Origin of the sequence: Streptomyces xanthophaeus, from assembly GCF_030440515.1 — a bacterium.
Lineage (GTDB): Bacteria > Actinomycetota > Actinomycetes > Streptomycetales > Streptomycetaceae > Streptomyces > Streptomyces kutzneri.
Genome location: NZ_CP076543.1, coordinates 3126306 through 3143067, shown reverse-complemented (window position 1 = coordinate 3143067; position 16762 = coordinate 3126306). Strand labels below are relative to the sequence as shown.

15 protein-coding genes are annotated in these 16762 nt (G+C 72.0%); 7 read left to right on the top strand and 8 right to left on the bottom strand.

What is annotated here, in order from left to right:
• Positions 1–52: 52 nt before the first annotated feature.
• Together KO717_RS13415 and KO717_RS13410 are read right to left on the bottom strand one after the other, a co-directional pair.
• Positions 53–286: a hypothetical protein gene (locus KO717_RS13415; protein ID WP_301366930.1), complete on the bottom strand. Its 234-nt coding sequence runs from the start codon at positions 284–286 to the stop codon at positions 53–55.
• The gene (locus KO717_RS13410; protein ID WP_301366929.1) at positions 283–1191 is read right to left on the bottom strand and encodes an SPFH domain-containing protein; all 909 of its coding nucleotides are present in this window, start codon (positions 1189–1191) and stop codon (positions 283–285) included. The genes KO717_RS13415 and KO717_RS13410 overlap by 4 nt, the downstream gene beginning before the upstream one ends.
• A gap of 232 nt (positions 1192–1423) precedes the next feature.
• Here KO717_RS13410 and KO717_RS13405 point away from each other — a divergent pair, with 232 nt between their 5' ends.
• The gene (locus KO717_RS13405) at positions 1424–3694 is read left to right on the top strand and encodes a transglycosylase domain-containing protein (RefSeq protein ID WP_301366928.1); all 2271 of its coding nucleotides are present in this window, start codon (positions 1424–1426) and stop codon (positions 3692–3694) included.
• Between the two features lie 78 nt (positions 3695–3772).
• Here KO717_RS13405 and KO717_RS13400 read toward each other — a convergent pair whose 3' ends face one another.
• The 3 genes from KO717_RS13400 to KO717_RS13390 form a co-directional block, all read right to left on the bottom strand.
• Positions 3773–6070 (bottom strand): SpoIIE family protein phosphatase, encoded by a 2298-nt coding sequence (locus KO717_RS13400; RefSeq protein ID WP_301366927.1) that lies wholly within the window; start codon positions 6068–6070, stop codon positions 3773–3775.
• Between the two features lie 309 nt (positions 6071–6379).
• The gene (fomD, locus tag KO717_RS13395; protein WP_301366926.1) at positions 6380–7099 is read right to left on the bottom strand and encodes a cytidylyl-2-hydroxypropylphosphonate hydrolase; all 720 of its coding nucleotides are present in this window, start codon (positions 7097–7099) and stop codon (positions 6380–6382) included.
• Positions 7100–7211: 112 nt separating this feature from the next.
• Positions 7212–8615: a class II fumarate hydratase gene (locus KO717_RS13390; RefSeq protein WP_301366925.1), complete on the bottom strand. Its 1404-nt coding sequence runs from the start codon at positions 8613–8615 to the stop codon at positions 7212–7214.
• A gap of 133 nt (positions 8616–8748) precedes the next feature.
• Here KO717_RS13390 and KO717_RS13385 point away from each other — a divergent pair, with 133 nt between their 5' ends.
• Together KO717_RS13385 and KO717_RS13380 are read left to right on the top strand one after the other, a co-directional pair.
• On the top strand, positions 8749–10254 hold the full coding sequence (locus tag KO717_RS13385; RefSeq protein WP_437184506.1) for a ricin-type beta-trefoil lectin domain protein: 1506 nt from the start codon (positions 8749–8751) through the stop codon (positions 10252–10254).
• Between the two features lie 232 nt (positions 10255–10486).
• On the top strand, positions 10487–10963 hold the full coding sequence (locus tag KO717_RS13380) for a hypothetical protein (RefSeq protein WP_301366923.1): 477 nt from the start codon (positions 10487–10489) through the stop codon (positions 10961–10963).
• 24 nt (positions 10964–10987) lie between these two features.
• Here KO717_RS13380 and KO717_RS13375 read toward each other — a convergent pair whose 3' ends face one another.
• On the bottom strand, positions 10988–11755 hold the full coding sequence (locus tag KO717_RS13375) for a glycerophosphodiester phosphodiesterase (RefSeq protein ID WP_301366922.1): 768 nt from the start codon (positions 11753–11755) through the stop codon (positions 10988–10990).
• Positions 11756–11808: 53 nt separating this feature from the next.
• Here KO717_RS13375 and KO717_RS13370 point away from each other — a divergent pair, with 53 nt between their 5' ends.
• Positions 11809–12204: a hypothetical protein gene (locus KO717_RS13370; RefSeq protein WP_301366921.1), complete on the top strand. Its 396-nt coding sequence runs from the start codon at positions 11809–11811 to the stop codon at positions 12202–12204.
• On the opposite strand, the gene KO717_RS13365 is transcribed toward KO717_RS13370, so the two are convergent.
• Positions 12167–12793 carry a hypothetical protein gene (locus KO717_RS13365; protein ID WP_301366920.1) on the bottom strand — a complete coding sequence of 209 codons (627 nt, stop codon included), beginning with the start codon at positions 12791–12793 and terminating at the stop codon, positions 12167–12169. The two genes, KO717_RS13370 and KO717_RS13365, sit on opposite strands and share 38 nt — an antisense overlap.
• Before the next feature lie 138 nt (positions 12794–12931).
• Positions 12932–14596 carry a fumarate hydratase gene (locus tag KO717_RS13360; RefSeq protein ID WP_301366919.1) on the bottom strand — a complete coding sequence of 555 codons (1665 nt, stop codon included), beginning with the start codon at positions 14594–14596 and terminating at the stop codon, positions 12932–12934.
• Positions 14597–14746: 150 nt separating this feature from the next.
• On the opposite strand from KO717_RS13360, the gene KO717_RS13355 reads away from it, so the two are divergent.
• From KO717_RS13355 to KO717_RS13345, 3 genes are all read left to right on the top strand, one after another.
• Positions 14747–15427 (top strand): DUF1707 SHOCT-like domain-containing protein, encoded by a 681-nt coding sequence (locus KO717_RS13355; RefSeq protein ID WP_301366918.1) that lies wholly within the window; start codon positions 14747–14749, stop codon positions 15425–15427.
• A gap of 159 nt (positions 15428–15586) precedes the next feature.
• Positions 15587–16186 carry a TIGR03086 family metal-binding protein gene (locus KO717_RS13350; protein WP_301366917.1) on the top strand — a complete coding sequence of 200 codons (600 nt, stop codon included), beginning with the start codon at positions 15587–15589 and terminating at the stop codon, positions 16184–16186.
• A gap of 132 nt (positions 16187–16318) precedes the next feature.
• Complete coding sequence (locus KO717_RS13345) at positions 16319–16717, top strand: WhiB family transcriptional regulator (protein WP_390799336.1); 399 nt, start codon at positions 16319–16321, stop codon at positions 16715–16717.
• The last annotated feature ends 45 nt before the right edge of the window (positions 16718–16762 follow it).

Here is a 16762-nt window from a genome sequence, read left to right as displayed (position 1 = left end):
GGACGCCGCACGCCCGGTGGGGCCGGACATCCGGCCCCACCGGGCGTGCGCATCATTCCGAGGGCTTCGGGGGGCGTCCCCGGCGCGGGATGGGGCCGGGGGCCGAGGGGAGGCGCCCGGCCTCGGCGAGGGCCCGGCGGAGCAGGAACTCGATCTGCGCGTTGGCGCTGCGCAGTTCCTCGCCCGCCCAGCGGGCCAGCGCGTCGTACACCTGCGGGTCGAGCCGCAGCAGCACCTGCTTGCGCGCCTGCCGGCCCGCCGGTTTCTCCTCGCCGCCGGGGGTCACTGGTAGAGGGTTCCCGTGTTGACCACCGGCTGGGCGGCGCGGTCGCCGCACAGGACGACCATCAGGTTCGAGACCATGGCCGCCTTGCGCTCGGGGTCCAGGTCCACGATGTCCTGCTCCGCCAGCCGGGTCAGTGCCAGTTCGACCATGCCCACCGCGCCTTCCACGATCTGCTTGCGCGCCGCCACGACCGCGCCCGCCTGCTGGCGCTGGAGCATCGCGGAGGCGATCTCCGGAGCGTACGCGAGGTGCGTGAAGCGGGACTCGATGATGTGGACCCCGGCCGCGTCGACGCGGTCGTGCAGTTCGACCGCCAGCTTCTCGGTGATCTCCTCGGCGTTCCCGCGCAGCGACAGGCCGCCCTCGTCGTGCGCGTCGTAGGGGTACTCGATGGCGATGTGCCGGACCGCAGCCTCGGTCTGGGTCTCGACGAACTCCGTGAAGTCCTCGACCTCGAACGTGGCCCGGGCCGTGTCCTCGACCCGCCACACCACGACCGCCGCCAGCTCGATCGGGTTGCCGTAGGCGTCGTTGACCTTCAGGACGGCCGTCTCGTGGTTGCGCACCCGGGTGGAGATCTTCTCGCGGGAGGTCAGCGGGTTGACCCAGCGCAGCCCGTCGGTGCGGATGGTGCCCTTGTAGCGGCCGAACAGCTGGACGACCCGGGCCTCGCCCGGCGCCACCGTGTTCAGCCCGCACATCGCGAACGTGGAGACCAGGCTCAGGAGCACGCCGAGCGATATGAGGGCCACCTTGGCCGCGACGGCCGTGGCCGCCGAGCCGGCCACGATCAGGCCCGCACTCGCCAGCAGACCCACGAGACCGAGCAGCAGTGCCAGTCCGCCGCCGACGCTGCGCGCGGTGAACTCCCTTACTCCGTCTGGGGTGGCATTTTCGTTCGTCATGATTTGCCCCGTTTCTCAGCTCACGGCCGGTCGGGCCGTCTAGCAAAGTGATATCACTTTTTTGCGCTACAGCAACCCTTCGGCTTAGGTGGGCGTCGGTTCCCATGACGCGGGTGCTGATTCTCACGTCCGAAATGACCGTAATTAGTCATGGTTGGCCAACTTTTGTCACAGCCTGCGGTGTTAGCTTTCTGAGCTGACGTCGGGGGGGAAATCGAGCGGAGCGGGAGCGATGGGCCGAGCAGAAGTGCGTAAGGCGCAGCAGCAGCGCGGTGCGCGGCGTGCGCCGAGCGGACGCGCGCAGGGCACCGAGGGAAGCGGAAGTACCGGCAAACGCACCGGCATACGCCGCTTCTTCACCTGGAAGAAGATCCTGGGCACGTTCTTCGGACTGGCCCTGCTCGGCATGGGCGCCCTGGTCGCCCTGTACTTCTACGTGGAAGAGCCGGACCCCAACAAGCAGGCGCTCCAGCAGAGCAACGTCTACAAGTACTCAGACGGCACGATCATGGCCAGCAAGGGCAAGGTCAACCGCGAGATCCTGGCGATCGACAAGATCCCGATGGACGTGCAGGAGGCGTTCATCGCGATCGAGAACAAGTCCTTCCGCAACGACCAGGGCGTGGACTTCAAGGGTCTGGCCCGCGGTCTGTGGAACACGGCCACCGGGCGGGGCAAGGCCGGTGGCTCCACGATCACCCAGCAGTACGTCAAGAACTACTACTTGACCCAGGATCAGACGGCGAGCCGCAAGCTCAAGGAGCTGGTGATCTCCCTCAAGGTCGACCAGCGCATGAAGAAGCCCGAGATCCTCGCGGGCTACCTGAACACCAGCTACTTCGGGCGCGGCGCGTACGGCATCCAGGCGGCCGCCCAGGCCTACTACGGCGTCGACGTCGGTCAGTTGACGCTGGAGCAGGGTGCGTACCTCGCCACCCTCGTCCAGGCCCCCAGCCAGTACGACTGGTCGACCGCCAGCGCCGACACCAAGAAGCGGATCACGATCCGCTACGAGGCCACCCTCGTGAACATGGTCGAGAACGGCAAGCTGGACGAGGCCAAGCGCAAGGCGTCGAAGTTCGCCGAGCCGATTCCGCCGCAGCCGCCGATGGGCATGGACGGCCAGAAGGGCTACCTGGTCCAGGCGGCCGAGGCCGAGCTCAACGCCCAGGGCGTCGAGAAGAAGCTGATCGACGCCGGTGGCTGGACGTTCACGCTGAACATCGACGCGAAGAAGCAGGAAGCGCTGGAGAAGGCCGTCCAGGACGAGCTGGAGTCCAAGCTCGACCGCAAGGACACCAAGGGCAAGCCCCAGGACCAGAGCGTGCAGGCCGGTGCCACCTCCGTGGACCCGAAGACCGGCGCGATCGTCGCGATGTACGGCGGTACGAGCCTGAAGGACCACTGGTCGAGCAACGCCCTGCGCAAGGACTACCAGCCGGGCTCGACCTTCAAGCCGATCGTGCTCGCCTCCGCGCTGGAGAACGGGGCGAAGACGCAGGACAACAAGCCGATCACGCCGAACGCGCTCTACGACGGCACCAGCAAGCGCGCGGTCGTCGGCAGCGACATCCCGTTCGCCCCGCAGAACCAGGAAGACCGCAACTTCGGCACCCCGATGATGACGGTCCAGGAAGCGACCAACTTCTCGGTCAACTCCGTCTACGCGCAGATGATCGTGGACGTCGAGCCGCGCAACGTGAAGAAGACGGCCCTGGCCCTCGGCATGAAGGACCGTGAGGGCTGGCCCGAGGACAAGCCGGCCATGTCGCTCGGCACCATGAGCGCCAACACCGTGGAGATGGCGGGCGTCTACGCCACGTTCGACAACCACGGCAAGAAGGTCACGCCGACCATCATCAAGAAGGCCGAGCACAAGGACCGCGAGGTCGCGCCGGCCCAGCCCATCGGTTCCCAGGCCATCAGCCGCCAGACCGCCGACACCGTCACCAAGGTGCTCACGGGCGTCGTCAACGACGAAGGCGGCTCCGGCAACAAGGTCCGCAGCAGCGCCTACGAGGCCGCCGGCAAGACCGGTACCACCGAGAACAACGTCTCCGGCTGGTTCTCCGGGTTCACCCCGGAGCTGGTCACCGTCGTCGCGATCTTCGGAGAGGAGCCCGTCACCGCCAAGCAGGTCACCCTGACCGGTACGGCCGGCCTCGGCCGACTCGGCGGCTCCAGCTTCCCGGCCTCGATCTGGAAGGCGTACACGCTCGCCGTCCTCAAGGGCAACGCGGGCAAGTTCCAGCTGAGCGAGGCGGAGATGGGCGCCGTGCAGACGCCGTCCCGCAGCGCCTCGCCGACGCCGTCGACGTCGCCGTCCTCCAGCGCCCCGGCGGCCAGCAGCAGCCCGCCGCAGTCCCCGACGCCGACCCCGACGCCCACGGCGACCAAGACGACCCCGACGTCGCCGACCCCGACGACGCCGACCCCGACGCCCACGGCGACCAAGACCAACGGTCCCAAGCCGCCGGACCCGCCGCTGGTGCCCGAGCACTAGGCCCCGCAGGCCCACGAAAGCCCGCCGCCCCGCAGCCTTCCAAGGCTGCGGGGCGGCGGGCTTCGCACGGTCGGGCGATCAGCGCCGCTCGGGCGCCCCCGGCAGCGACAGCTCGAACCAGACGACCTTTCCGCTGCTGAGCCGCGTCGCACCCCAGCGGCGTGCCATCCGGTTGACCAGGAACAGGCCGCGGCCGCCCTCGTCCGTGTCCCGGGCCCGGCGCTGGCGCGGCAGCTGCGGCGAGTCGTCGCCGACCTCGCAGCGCAGTACGTCCGTACGCAGCAGGCGCAGGGTCACGGGCCGCTCCGCGTACCGGACGGCATTGGTGACCACCTCGCTGACCAGCAGTTCGAGCGAGTCGCTCAGCTCCTCCAGGCCCCACCGGGTCAGGGCGCGGCGGGCGAACCGGCGGGCCCGGCCCGGGGCGGTCTCCTCCGGGTCCAGGAACCAGTACGCGACGTCGCTGGGCGCGATCCCGTCGAACCGGGCCGCGAGCAGCGCGATGTCGTCGTCCCGGTCGCCCGGGCCGAGCATGTCCAGGACGTCGTCGCAGAGCGCCTCCAGCGGCGGCGGGTGGTCCAGGCCGGTCAGCTGGGCGGTGGTGGCGAGGCGCTCGCGGAGCTGCTCGATGCCGGTCCACACGTCCCGCAGGCGCGATTCCACCAGGCCGTCGGTGTAGAGCAGCAGGGTGCCCCCGGCGGGCGCGTCCAGCTCCACGGCCTCGAAGTCCACGCCGCCGACGCCGATGGGCGCGCCCGGCGGTACGCGGAGCACCTCGGCGCGGCCGCCCAGGTGCAGCAGCACGGGCGGCGGATGGCCCGCGTTGGCGATGGTGATCCGGTGCGCGACGGGATCGTAGACGGCGTACAGGCAGGTGGCCATGCGGTCGGAGCCGAGGCGCTGCGCCTGCTCGTCCAGGTGGTGCAGGACCTCGGCGGGCGGCAGGTCCAGCTGCGCGAGGGTCTGCGCGGTGGTGCGCAGCTGGCCCATGATCGCGGCGGAGGTCATGGAGTGGCCCATGACGTCGCCGACGACGAGCGCGACGCGGCTGCCGGGCAGCGGTATGGCGTCGTACCAGTCGCCGCCGACCCGGGCCGTCTCGGCGGCGGGCAGGTAGCGGGAGGCGAGCCGCACCCCGGTGGGCTGCGGAAGGCTGTCGGGCAGCATGGTGCGCTGCAACTCGTCGGCGATGTAGGCCTCGCGGCCGTACAGCACCGCCTTGTCGATGCCGAGCGCGGTGTGGGTGGCCAGCTGGGCGGCGACCAGGAGATCGTTCTGCTCGAAGGCGGGCCGCTCGGGGCTGCGCAGGAAGACCGCGGCGCCGATCACCCGGCGGCGGCCGCGCAGGGGCGCGAGGACGGCCCGGTTGCCTCGCGGCAGCGGGTGGTCGACGCCGAGCAGCTCGGGCAGCGCGGCCCGGGCGGCGGCGGAGGACCCGAAGACGGGCCGTACGCCGCGCAGCACCTCGGCGAGCGCGCCGCCGGGCCGGATCTCGCACAGCTCGGCCGCGGGCAGGTCACCCTGCGGGCCGACCAGCGGCAACTGGCTGAAGTCGAGCTCGCCGGTGGCCCCCGCGGCCCCGGCGAGGTCCATCCCCGCGCCGATGGTGCTGCTGATGTCGGTCAGGTCGTCGATCGGCCGGAGCCGGTCGGTGCGCCGGAGCCTTAAAACGACCGGGCCGACGGGCCGCTCGTCGCCGACCGGGAGCGGGTCGCGCAGGTAGACGAGGATGGCGTCGGAGAAGGTCGGCACGGTGGCCCGGCACAGACCCAGCACGATCTCGTCGAGGTCGATGCCGCGGGCGATCCGCCGGGTGGCGGCGCCGACGAAGCGCAGCCGGTCCCCCTCGCGGCGCGCGGCGGTCGCCTCCCCGGCCGGTACGCTGCCGCCTCCGTGGCGGCCGGCCCCGCCCTCACCGCTCGTCGTCGTGCCGGCCAGGGGGCCGTCGTCGCCGTCGTCGTCGATGCCGTCACTCCCGCCGCGCGGGCGCGGTGCCTCGGCGGGACCGCCGTGCCCGGTCGCCCCGGCCGCCCCGGTCGGCGTGTCGAGGGCGCTCGCACCGGGCCGGGGACGGGCCGCGCCCTCGCCGGGCTCGGCCGCGGCCGGTACGTCGCCGGGGGCGGCCGCGTTGCGGCGGGGCCGGGGGAGCCCGGCGGAACCGCCCGCGCCCGCCGCGGAGCGGGCCGCGCGCACGTCGGAGGCCGCGGCGGCGGCCGCACCGTCCGGCTCGGTCGCCGGGCCGGTACCGGCGCTCGCGGCATGCGTGCGTACGGCCTCGGTGGCGGCGATGGGCGCCTTGCCGTGGCCGGACTCGTCCGTACCTCCGCCGGAGGCGACGGGCTGCGGGCCCTCCTGGGAGGTGGGGTACTCCGTCACGCGTGGATTTCCGTCCGTTTGCGCTCGATGTGCGCTGCACTCAACTCGGTCAGTCGCGGTATACCCGCTCAGCGGCCCGGGCACCATCACCCCGAGGTTCCTGCCCCAAACTTCTCTCGCCACCTCCGGCCGGGAGGTGCCCCTGACGGACCCTCGCCCCCTCGTCGCCTCTCGTCGTGCGTCCGACCTCCGGTCAAATCCCGCGTGCGGAGCGACACTTGCACAACGGTGCATCCACCGCACCGTCCCGCGCGCGTGATCTCGTGGAGGACGATCCTACGTTTGAACCCTGGGGGCGCATCAAGGGTCTCATGAGGTCATATGCGTCGGGGTGCGGTCCCAGTCCTCCGGAAGGGCCGGAATTCTCCAGGCCGGATCCGGCCGCCAGTCCTCCCAGCCGCCGGAGAACGGGGCTCCCCATCGCGTGATCACCTCGACCGCCGCACGGCCCGCCTCCCGTACCCGGTCGGCCTGCTCACGGTCCATCAGACCGCACCGCTGCGCCTGCGCGAACTCGTCCTCGTCCAGCCACTTCCAACTGCGGTCCGGGTAGACGGCGATGTCCAGGAAGTGGTCCACGGAATCCACCCCGCCGGCCCAGCGCGAGCGCGGCTCCTCCAGGTTCACGTACCAGTTCTTGAACTGCCAGCCGGGGCCCCAGAACAGCCACACCGACCAGGAGTCCCCGGGCCGGGCCAGTTTCAGGACGCCGCCGCCGAACCAGCGCGACCGTACGGTCGTCCGCGGCGCGGTGTAGCGGGTGGCGAGCGGTTCCTCGTGGACGGAGGTGCCGTCGGCGAGGACCGGCTTGACGCACTCGGTGCCGGGGGCCATCCACACCGCCAGCAGCTCGTCCGTGTCCTGGACCACGGTCACCGGGCGGCAGATGTGGACCGGGCCCTTCAGGCCCGGGGCGTGATCGCGGTAGCGCCAGAGGATCTGCTCCCCGGGTGCCCAGCGCGGGCCCTGCGCGGGGCTCCGCGGCGCGCTCCGCGCCGCGGAGTTCCCGGGCTTGAAAGTACCTGTCATGCGCAGATCTTAGGGCGGGGGTCCCCGGGCCCGCTGCGGCGCAGGTCACCGGGGGGTTCGGCGATGAGAATCGACCGGATCCGGCCCCCGCCCGCGGGGCCGGCCGGACGGGTCAGGGGCGGGTCATGCGCAGCACGTCGAGGGCCTCGTCGAGCTGCTCCAGGGTGAGGGCGCCGCGCTCCACGTAACCGGACTCCAGGACCACCTCCCTGATCGTCTTGCGCTCGGCGAGGGACCTCTTGGCGACCTTGGCGGCCTCCTCGTAGCCGATGTAGCGGTTGAGCGGGGTGACGACGGAGGGCGAGGACTCGGCGTACTCCCTGGCCCGGGCCTCGTTGGCGGTGATTCCGTCGATCGTGCGGTCGGCCAGCAGGCGGCTCACGTTGCCGAGCAGCCGGATCGATTCGAGGAGGTTCCTGGCCATCACCGGGAGCATCACGTTGAGCTCGAAATTGCCGGCCGCGCCCGCCACGGCGACGGCCGCGTCGTTCCCCATGACCTGTGCGGCGACCATCAGGACGGCCTCCGGGACCACCGGATTGACCTTCCCGGGCATGATCGAGGAGCCCGGCTGGAGATCCGGGAGATTGATTTCGGCCAAACCGGTGCGCGGTCCGGAAGCCATCCAGCGAAGGTCGTTGGAGATTTTGGTGAGGGAGACGGCGATCGTACGGAGCATTCCGGAGGTCTCCACGAGGGCGTCCCGGGCCCCCTGCGCCTCGAAGTGGTCGCGGGCCTCGGTCAGCGGCAGCCCGGTCGTGGCGGCGACCTCGGCGATCACCGCGGCGGAGAACCCGGGCGGGGTGTTGATCCCGGTGCCCACGGCGGTGCCGCCCAGCGGCAGCTCGGCCAGCCGCGGCAGGGCCGCCCGCAGCCGCTCGACGCCGTAGCGGATCTGGACGGCGTACCCGCCGAACTCCTGGCCGAGAGTGACCGGGGTGGCGTCCATCAGGTGGGTCCGCCCGGCCTTGACGACCTGCGCGAACTCGGCGGCCTTGCGCTCCAGCGCGGCCGCCAGGTGTTCCAGCGCCGGGATCAGCTCGCCGGTGACGGCGGCGGTGGCGGCGATGTGCATGGACGACGGGAACACGTCGTTGGAGCTCTGCGAGGCGTTGACGTGGTCGTTGGGGTGGACCTCGCGGCCCAGGCGCTCGGTGGCGAGGGTGGCGATCACCTCGTTGGTGTTCATGTTGGACGAGGTGCCGGAGCCGGTCTGGAAGACGTCCACGGGGAAGTGGTCGTCCCAGCGGCCGTCCGCGACCTCGGCGGCGGCGGCGCGGATCGCGTCGGCGACGTCCTGGTCCACCACGCCGAGCTTCGCGTTCACCACGGCGGCGGCGGCCTTGATCCGGGCGAGCGCCTCGATGTGGGCGCGCTCCAACCGCTGCCCGGAGATGGGGAAGTTCTCGACCGCGCGCTGGGTCTGGGCACGCCATTTGGCGTGCCGGGGCACCCGTACGTCGCCCATGGAGTCGTGCTCGATCCGGAACGCATCGGCCTGCTGGTCATCCGTCATTTCTGTGGCCTCCTCAAAAAGTTGAGCAATTGTCTTGTTCGAAGTGTTCCCAACTCACCTACCGGCCAGTAAATACCGGGGGTAACACCCACTTCCGGGGAGGCGTTCCATGGCACGTGCCCGTACGAGACCCATGCTCAGATCTACCTTCGCCGCCGTCGCGGCGATCGCGGCCGCCCTGGGGGGTGTCACCGCCATCACCCCCATGGCCCAGGCGGCGCCCGCCTCCGGGGCCGTCGCCGTGCCGCTGTCTCCCGAGCTGGAGGCCATCCGGGCCGCGGAGGCCACCAAGATCTACGGTGATCCTGCCGTACGTCCGCCGAACGAGCGCAAAACCGGCCTGATATCGCTGGGCGACAGCGAGATTTCGGGCGAAGGCGTCGGCAACTACGACCCCGCGACCAACACGCCGAACAACCAGTGCCACCGCTCGCCGGACTCGGCGATCCACCGCACCGGCATTCCGGCCGACCTGACCTTCAACGTCGCCTGCTCCGGCGGCTACACCGGCAACATCAGGATCGGCGGCGCCAAGCAGTACGCCGACGAGCTGGTGCAGAGCGACAACCTGGCCATCAAGGCGCGCAACACGAAGATCAAGATGGTCCTGCTGGTCGCAGGGGCCAACGACGACCTCCAGTTCGGCCCGGTCATGACGGACTGCGTGACCCGCTGGGTGCTCAGCCAGGGCACCTGCGAGCCCAAGTACGGGCCCGGCTGGCAGGCACGCGTCGACGGCCTGAAGCCCAAGGTGGAAGCCACGGTCGCGGACCTCAGGACCGTCATGCGCGACGCCGGCTACGCCGACTCCGACTACAAGCTCGTCGTGATGGGCTACCCCAGCCCCATCGGGCCCGACTTCTACGACAACCCGAACTTCCCCGGAAAGCTTCCCGGCGGCTGCGCCGGCTACGACTCCGACGCCGCCTGGGGCCGCAACTACGCGGTGCCCGCCTTCGAGAAGGGCATGCGCGCGGCGGCCCTCGCCTCCGGCGCGGTCTACCTCGACAACTCGCGGCTCTTCCACGGCCACGAGGTCTGCATGGAGGACACCTGGGCGCGCGGCCTCTACCTGGACCTCGGGGACCACTTCCCGTGGGACGAGAACACCGCCCGCCAGTCCTTCCACCCCAACTACCGCGGCCACGGCGCCTTCGCGTCGTGCCTGACCCAGCTCTACAACTCGGGCCTGCGCGAGGCCTCCTGCGCCGACCCCGCGAGCACCGGGACCCCCGTCCTGCAGGCCGGCGCCTGGGACGACAAGTTCAAGGCCCTGAAGAACGAGGCGACCGGCAACTGCCTCGACTCCTTCGGCGGCTCCAGCGCGAACGAGACCAAGATCGTCGGATGGGACTGCCACGGCGGCCGCAACCAGGGCTGGTGGTACGACGGCGTCCGCAGGTCCGTCCACATCGAACTGACCCAGGACCGCTGCCTCGACGCGCCCGGTGCCAACTACGGCTCCGGCACCGGCCTGATCATCTGGAACTGCCACGGCGGCGCGAACCAGCAGTTCGTCCGCGACGGCGCCACCTTCCGCCCCGCCGCCGCCCCGGGCATGTGCCTGACGGTGGCCGCCGCCCACGAGCCGCTGCGCCTGCAGACCTGCAACGGGTCCGCCAGCCAGCGCTTCGTGTAACCGCCCCGCACCCGCAGACCCCCCACGCCCGGCCGGCGCACCCCGGCCGGGTGTTTCCATGCCGGGCCGGATTCCGGACCGATGCCGGACCCGATGCCGGACCCGATTCCCTGCGGGGCGTTCTCGTGTTCGGCGAACGCATGTCCGCTGCTCGGAGGGGGTGTTGTGGCAGGGTGACCGTGCCCCCCGCCCTCCGGCGGGCGCCGGCCTGATGCCTCGTTTCCACGTAAGGGTGAGTCCGATCCTCGTAGCAGCCGCAGCCCTCCTCCTGGCCCTCCCGGCCGGGGCCTTCCTCCTCGCCAAAGTGGTGCACCTGCTGGCGACCCGGAGGCCGGACATGAGCCGCGGAGCCGTCGGCCGCTGGGTGGAACGGGCCGCCGCCTGCCTGTGCGTCGCCGTCCTCGCGTTCGCCCTGGGCGGCCTGGGCGGCATCGACTCCCGCCCCACGCGGCCCTGCCTCGCGGAACGCGCCGAACAGTTCGGCCCCCAGTCCTACCGGACCCCCGACAACGACATAAAGATCACCTCGCGGTACTTCCCCCAGTCGAAGGTGTGCGCGTTCCCCGACGGCACCAGCGTCGAGCTCGTCCCGGGCTGGACCAACCCCCTGCTCGTGCTCGCACTGGCCGGAGTCGCCGTGTGCGGCGTGGGCGCCGTGCGTGCAGGCTCCTCGCCGAGGTCCTCGCGCACCGCGGGGCAGCGGGCCTGACCGGACCCGCCGCCGGGCCGCGCGTCAGCGGCCCTCCAGCTGCTCCCGTACCTCCCGGGGCCGGTTGGTGATGATCGTGTCCACGCCGAGCCGCAGGCACAGCTCCACGTCCTGCGGCTCGTCCACCGTCCACACCCGCACCGACAGCCCCTTCGCCTTCAGCCGGGCCACCAGCCCCGGGTCCCGGCGTACGAGGTCGATGCCCGGGCCCGCGTGGGTCGCGTAGGGCGGGCGCACCGGGCGCAGCCGCCGCTCCATCAGGTAGACGGCCGGCAGGCCGGGCACGAGCCGGTGCAGGCGGGTCAGGGCGTTCCGCGAGAAGCTCATCACCTCGACCAGCCCGGCTGCGCCGTCGGCCAGCCCGTACTCCCGGAGCATCCGCACCAGCTCGGTCTCCAGCCGGCCTCCGGCCCGGGTCGGGTGCTTGGTCTCGACGGCGAGCCCGACCGGCCGGGGCGCGGCCAGCGCCTCCCGGAGCAGGTCCTCGAAGAGCAGCACCCGGGCCCCGCGGTGCTCCTCGCCCTTCCACCCGCCGAAGTCGAGCGCGCGCAGCTCCTCGTACGTCATCTCGGAGACGACGCCCCGGCCGTCGGAGGTCCGCTCGACGCGCCGGTCGTGCACGCACACCAGCTGCCGGTCCGCGGTGAGCCGCACATCGCACTCCAGCGCGTCGGCCCCGTCGGCGATGGCCTGCCGGTACGCGGCGAGCGTGTGCTCGGGGTGCTCGTGGGAGGCCCCGCGGTGAGCGACCACGCGGACGGCACGGTCGGTGCGGAGATACATCTGCGTCATGCCCCAGACGTTATCCGCAGGCGTGGGACGCCCCGGTATCGCATCCTGCCCGGATGGCCGAACAGCAGATGTACCTGACCTCGCACTGCGAGCCGTGCGAGGACTGCGTCCAGGAGGACTGGCAGTTCATCCGGGACGGCGAGCTGCACTGGGCGGGGTTCGAGCACTGTACGCGGTACGAGGTCCACGTCTGCGACGACGGCCGGGGCGTACCGCCGCCGCGGGTCCGGGAGCGCATCGTGGCCCGGGAGGGAACGGTTCACCTGCCGGTCGGCGGGCCCGGCGGGGTGCCGATCGCGCTGCTGCGCCAGGTGTACGGGCTGAGCATCGCCGAGGTGGCTGCCGCGCGGAAGACGGGGTACCGGGCCACCCCCGTCGAGGCCCGGTACCTGTTGGATCCCGACGCCGTTGCTACGGCTTCGGCCGCGGGGCCAGGGGCGCCGGGGTGACCTTGAAGCCGCCCTTGGTGACCTCGGTGAAGGGGGCCGGGGCCATGCACGTGCCCACCCGGGGCTCGGCCACCGATCCGTCGGCCTTCACGTCGACGTTGGCGATGCCCCACGAGAAGCCCACGCGGTCGGGCCCGCCGCGCTCCCCGTCCTGGACGCTGATCCCGATCCGCTTGCCCTCCCAGCCGACGTTCGAGGACGTGACCACCGCGGTGATCGTGGCCGTCCTGCCGCCGGTGACCATGCAGTCCACCTCCGCCTCGGCGACGCCGGTGAAGCCCGCGTCGGGCATGGCGTGGTAGACGGTCACCTTGCCGCGCGCGTCGACCGGCATGCCCTGTTCCCCGCCCGGGGCCGGGAAGGGCCTGCTCCACGGGGCGGCGTCGGCGTCGACGGTGAAGCGGATGTCGTGCTCCTTCGGCACGTAGGGGTAGGACACCGTCCCGCCGCCGTGCACCGAGGCGAGCTTCGGCGCGGTCGGCGCGGCCGGCGCCGCCGGGGCCGCCGGGGCCGGAGCGGCGCCGATCAGCGTCGCCACGAGGGCGGCGGCGGTGGCGGCCAGGACGAGCGCGCGCTTGCGGTTCTTCATCGTGAACTCCCGTTGGAGGTGGGGCCGTTCGGCACGGGAACAGCCTCGCCGGGAGCCCGCCGTCCTGCCATCTGCCGATGGGCGGACATGCCTGAGGGCCTCTCCCCCGAACGGGGGAGAGGCCCTCAGGCTGTCGCGCTACAGACCCGGGCCGCGCACCGGGATGTGGGTGAACGTCGGCTCGGGGGCCGGGTTCTGGAAGAAGTCGTTGCCCTTGTCGTCGACCACGATGAAGGCCGGGAAGTCCTCGACCTCGATCTTCCAGACCGCCTCCATGCCGAGCTCCTCGTACTCCAGGACCTCGACCTTCTTGATGCAGTCCTGGGCGAGGCGCGCCGCCGGGCCGCCGATCGAGCCCAGGTAGAAGCCGCCGTGCGCACCGCACGCGTCCGTCACCTGCTGGGAGCGGTTGCCCTTGGCCAGCATGACCTTGGAGCCGCCCGCCGCCTGGAACTGCTCGACGTAGGAGTCCATGCGGCCGGCCGTGGTCGGGCCGAAGGAACCCGACGCGTAGCCCTCGGGGGTCTTCGCGGGACCCGCGTAGTAGACCGGGTGGTCCTTCAGGTACTGCGGCATCGGCGCGCCCGAGTCCAGCAGCTCCTTGATCTTGGCGTGCGCGATGTCGCGTGCCACGACCAGCGGGCCGGTGAGGGAGAGGCGGGTCTTCACCGGGTGCTTGGTCAGGGTCGCCAGGATGTCGTCCATCGGCTGGTTCAGGTCGATCTTGACGACGTCCGCCGAGTCGTTCAGGTGCTCGTCCGTGGTGTCCGGCAGGAAGCGCGCCGGGTCCGTCTCCAGCTGCTCCAGGAAGACGCCCTCGGCGGTGATCTTCGCGGTGGCCTGGCGGTCCGCCGAGCAGGACACGGCGATGGCGACGGGCAGGGACGCGCCGTGCCGGGGGAGACGCACGACGCGGACGTCGTGGCAGAAGTACTTGCCGCCGAACTGCGCGCCGATGCCGATCTTCTGGGTCAGCTCGAAGACCTGCTGCTCCAGGGCTTCGTCGCGGAAGCCGTGGCCCAGCGGGGAGCCCTCGCGGGGCAGCTCGTCCAGGTAGTGCGCCGAGGCGTACTTGGCGGTCTTCAGCGCGTGCTCGGCGGAGGTGCCGCCGACCACGATCGCCAGGTGGTAGGGCGGGCAGGCCGCCGTACCGAGCGAGCGGATCTTCTCCTCCAGGAACTTCATCATGGAGGCCTCGTTGAGGACCGCCTTGGTCTCCTGGTAGAGGAAGGACTTGTTGGCCGAGCCGCCGCCCTTGGCCATGAAGAGGAACTTGTACGCGCCGCCGTCGGTCGCGTACAGCTCGATCTGCGCGGGCAGGTTCGAGCCGGTGTTCTTCTCCTCCCACATGGAGAGGGGCGCCATCTGCGAGTAGCGCAGGTTGAGGCGGGTGTACGCGTCGTAGATGCCGCGGGAGAGGGCCGCCTCGTCACCGCCCTCCGTCAGCACGTTCTGGCCGCGCTTGCCCATGACGATCGCCGTGCCCGTGTCCTGGCACATCGGCAGGACGCCGGCCGCCGCGATGTTCGCGTTCTTCAGCAGGTCCAGCGCCACGAACTTGTCGTTCGAGGAGGCCTCGGGGTCGTCGATGATGCGGCGCAGCTGCGCGAGGTGCGCCGGGCGCAGGAAGTGCTGGATGTCGTGGATGGCCTCTTCGGCGAGCTTGCGCAGCGCCTCCGGCTCCACCTTGAGGAACGTACGGCCGTCCGCCTCGAAGGTGGACACGCCCTCGGCGGTCACCAGCCGGTACGGGGTGGTGTCCTCGCCCAGGGGCAGCAGGTCGGTGTACGCAAACTCTGGCATGACGGCAGTCATTCCTCACTCGGCAGACGGCGCTGGCGACCAATTGGCAGCGCGGTTAACCAGCGTAGGACCTCTCCCCGGGGGCGTGACTGTGAGGTAAGGCTCACTCAGCAGTATCGCGATCTATCGTGTCTGGCTATGCTGGGCGTCGTGGACCTGGAAAAGCACCCCGCCGCCCCCGCACCCGCCCCCGCTTCCGCGACGCAAGCCCCCGCCGGGCTGCGCGCCTCCGACGCGGACCGGGACCGGATCGCGCAGATCCTCGGCGACGCCGTCGCCGAAGGCCGGCTGACGGCCGAGGAGCATTCCGACCGCCTGGACACGCTCTACGCGGTCAAGACCGTCGGCGAGCTGGAAGTGCTCGTACGGGACCTGCCCGCGCCCGGCGGCGTCCATGCTTCGCCCGCCTACGCGGCCCCCTCCACCGCCCCCGGCGGCCCCGCCGAGACCATAGTGGCCGTCTGCAGCAGCTCGGCCCGCAAGGGCCGCTGGCGGCCGGGCGCGCACACCCGCGCGATCTCGGTCATGGGCGACATCAACATCGACCTCACCGAGGCGGTCTTCGAACAGCAGGTCACCGAGATCAACGTGACCTGTGTCCTCGGCAACGTCGAGGTCCTGGTCCCGGAGAACGTCACCCTGCGCGGCTACGGCAGCGGGGTCCTCGGCAACTTCGAGGTGCGCGGCGAGGGCCGCGGCGAGAGCGACCCGCAGGCACCGGTGGTGATCGTGCGGGGCTTCGCCCTGCTGGGCAACATCGAGGCGCGGCCCAAGCTCGGAGCCCGCCTGGTGGACCTGGCCCGCAAGCTGCGCAAGCGCCAGGGCGGCTGAGCCCGCACGGCCCGGCGCGCCGCGGGTCCGGCGAAATTCGGCCGACGGCTCGCCCGAGACACCCCTAGGGGGTGTCTCGCCGGTCAGGCCGGGCTCGCGGCGCCCGGCACCGCTCCCTGATCCGGCCTGACCGACAAGACACCCCCTAGGGTCCGGACCATGACGACAACCAAGTGGGAACTGCTCGACCAGGCGCATGCGACCCTGCGCGAGGCCGTCCTGGGGGTGCCCGCCGACGGCTGGGACCGACCGACCCCCTGCGCGCAGTGGAACGTCACCCAGGTCCTCCAGCACGCCGCGGGCGACCAGCTGGCCTACGCCGCCCGCCTGACCGGCGGGCCCGGGCCCGCCGAGGACCCCTTCGCGCCCTCCGGTGCCCTGGCGGGCACGCCGGCGGACCTGCTGGACCCTGCGCTCGCGGCCGCGGCCGAGGCCTTCGCCGGGGTCGCCCCCGGTGACGTCGAGGTGGCCGTGCCGCTGCCGCCCTTCTCCGTACCGGCCGCGACGGCCGTCGGCGCCGCCGCCCTCGACGCCGCCGTGCACGCCTGGGACATCGCCGTCGCCACGGGCCGCCCGCCGGGCCTGACCGACGCCTTGGCCGCCGCACTGCGCCCGGCCGCCGACGCCCTCGCCGAGCCCCTGCGCGGCTTCGCCTACGGCCCGGTCTTCGCCCTCGCGCCCGGCGCGGACGACGGCGCCGCGGCGCGCCTGCTGGCCTTCCTCGGGCGGGATCCCGGATGGGCCGCACCCGCGGCGTGAGGGCCCGCCCGGCGGGGTCTCGTTTCGGACGAACCCCCGGCGGCCCGTGGCGCCCGGTGCATAGGGGCGCGTACAGCGGGTAGGGACAGGTGCGTCGTCTCTCGCTCACGTATACGTCGTCAGGAGTAGACCGTGCCGCATCCGCCGCATCAGTCCTTGCAGGTAGCCGCCGTCCAGAGTTTTCCGGGGCGCGCGGCAGCCGTGCCGAAGCCGCGGGTGCCGGCGAGGGCCGAGGACGGCCCATGGCATGCGGAGGCGGTGTGCCGCCGAGACGAGGCGGGGCTCTTCTTCGCACCGTCCAAGGAACCGACCGCGGCCCGGCTCTCCCGCGAGGAGGCCGCCAAGCGCGTCTGCGCCCGCTGCCCGGTGATGGTCGCCTGCCGGGAGCACGCGCTGCTCCAGCCCGAGCCGTACGGGGTGTGGGGCGGGCTCACCGCGGCCGAGCGCCGGGTGGTGCTGGCGCGGATGCGGCGCAGGGCCGCCGAGCTGCGCCAGGCCCCGGGATCCGGGCCGATCGCCGCGGCGGGCTGAGACGGACGCGGGGCGCCCGTGGGTCACCCGGGCCGACCGCCGGGG

Bases quoted from the DNA above. Each gene is read 5' to 3' on its own strand.
- KO717_RS13390 (WP_301366925.1), bottom strand. From the start codon at position 8,615: ATGACGGATGACCAGCAGGCCGATGCGTTCCGGATCGAGCACGACTCC.
- KO717_RS13365 (WP_301366920.1), bottom strand. From the start codon at position 12,793: ATGAAGAACCGCAAGCGCGCGCTCGTCCTGGCCGCCACCGCCGCCGCC.
- fomD (WP_301366926.1), bottom strand. From the start codon at position 7,099: ATGACAGGTACTTTCAAGCCCGGGAACTCCGCGGCGCGGAGCGCGCCG.
- KO717_RS13410 (WP_301366929.1), bottom strand. From the start codon at position 1,191: ATGACGAACGAAAATGCCACCCCAGACGGAGTAAGGGAGTTCACCGCG.
- KO717_RS13360 (WP_301366919.1), bottom strand. From the start codon at position 14,596: ATGCCAGAGTTTGCGTACACCGACCTGCTGCCCCTGGGCGAGGACACC.
- KO717_RS13375 (WP_301366922.1), bottom strand. From the start codon at position 11,755: ATGACGCAGATGTATCTCCGCACCGACCGTGCCGTCCGCGTGGTCGCT.
- KO717_RS13385 (WP_437184506.1), top strand. From the start codon at position 8,749: ATGCTCAGATCTACCTTCGCCGCCGTCGCGGCGATCGCGGCCGCCCTG.
- KO717_RS13370 (WP_301366921.1), top strand. From the start codon at position 11,809: ATGGCCGAACAGCAGATGTACCTGACCTCGCACTGCGAGCCGTGCGAG.
- KO717_RS13405 (WP_301366928.1), top strand. From the start codon at position 1,424: ATGGGCCGAGCAGAAGTGCGTAAGGCGCAGCAGCAGCGCGGTGCGCGG.
- KO717_RS13350 (WP_301366917.1), top strand. From the start codon at position 15,587: ATGACGACAACCAAGTGGGAACTGCTCGACCAGGCGCATGCGACCCTG.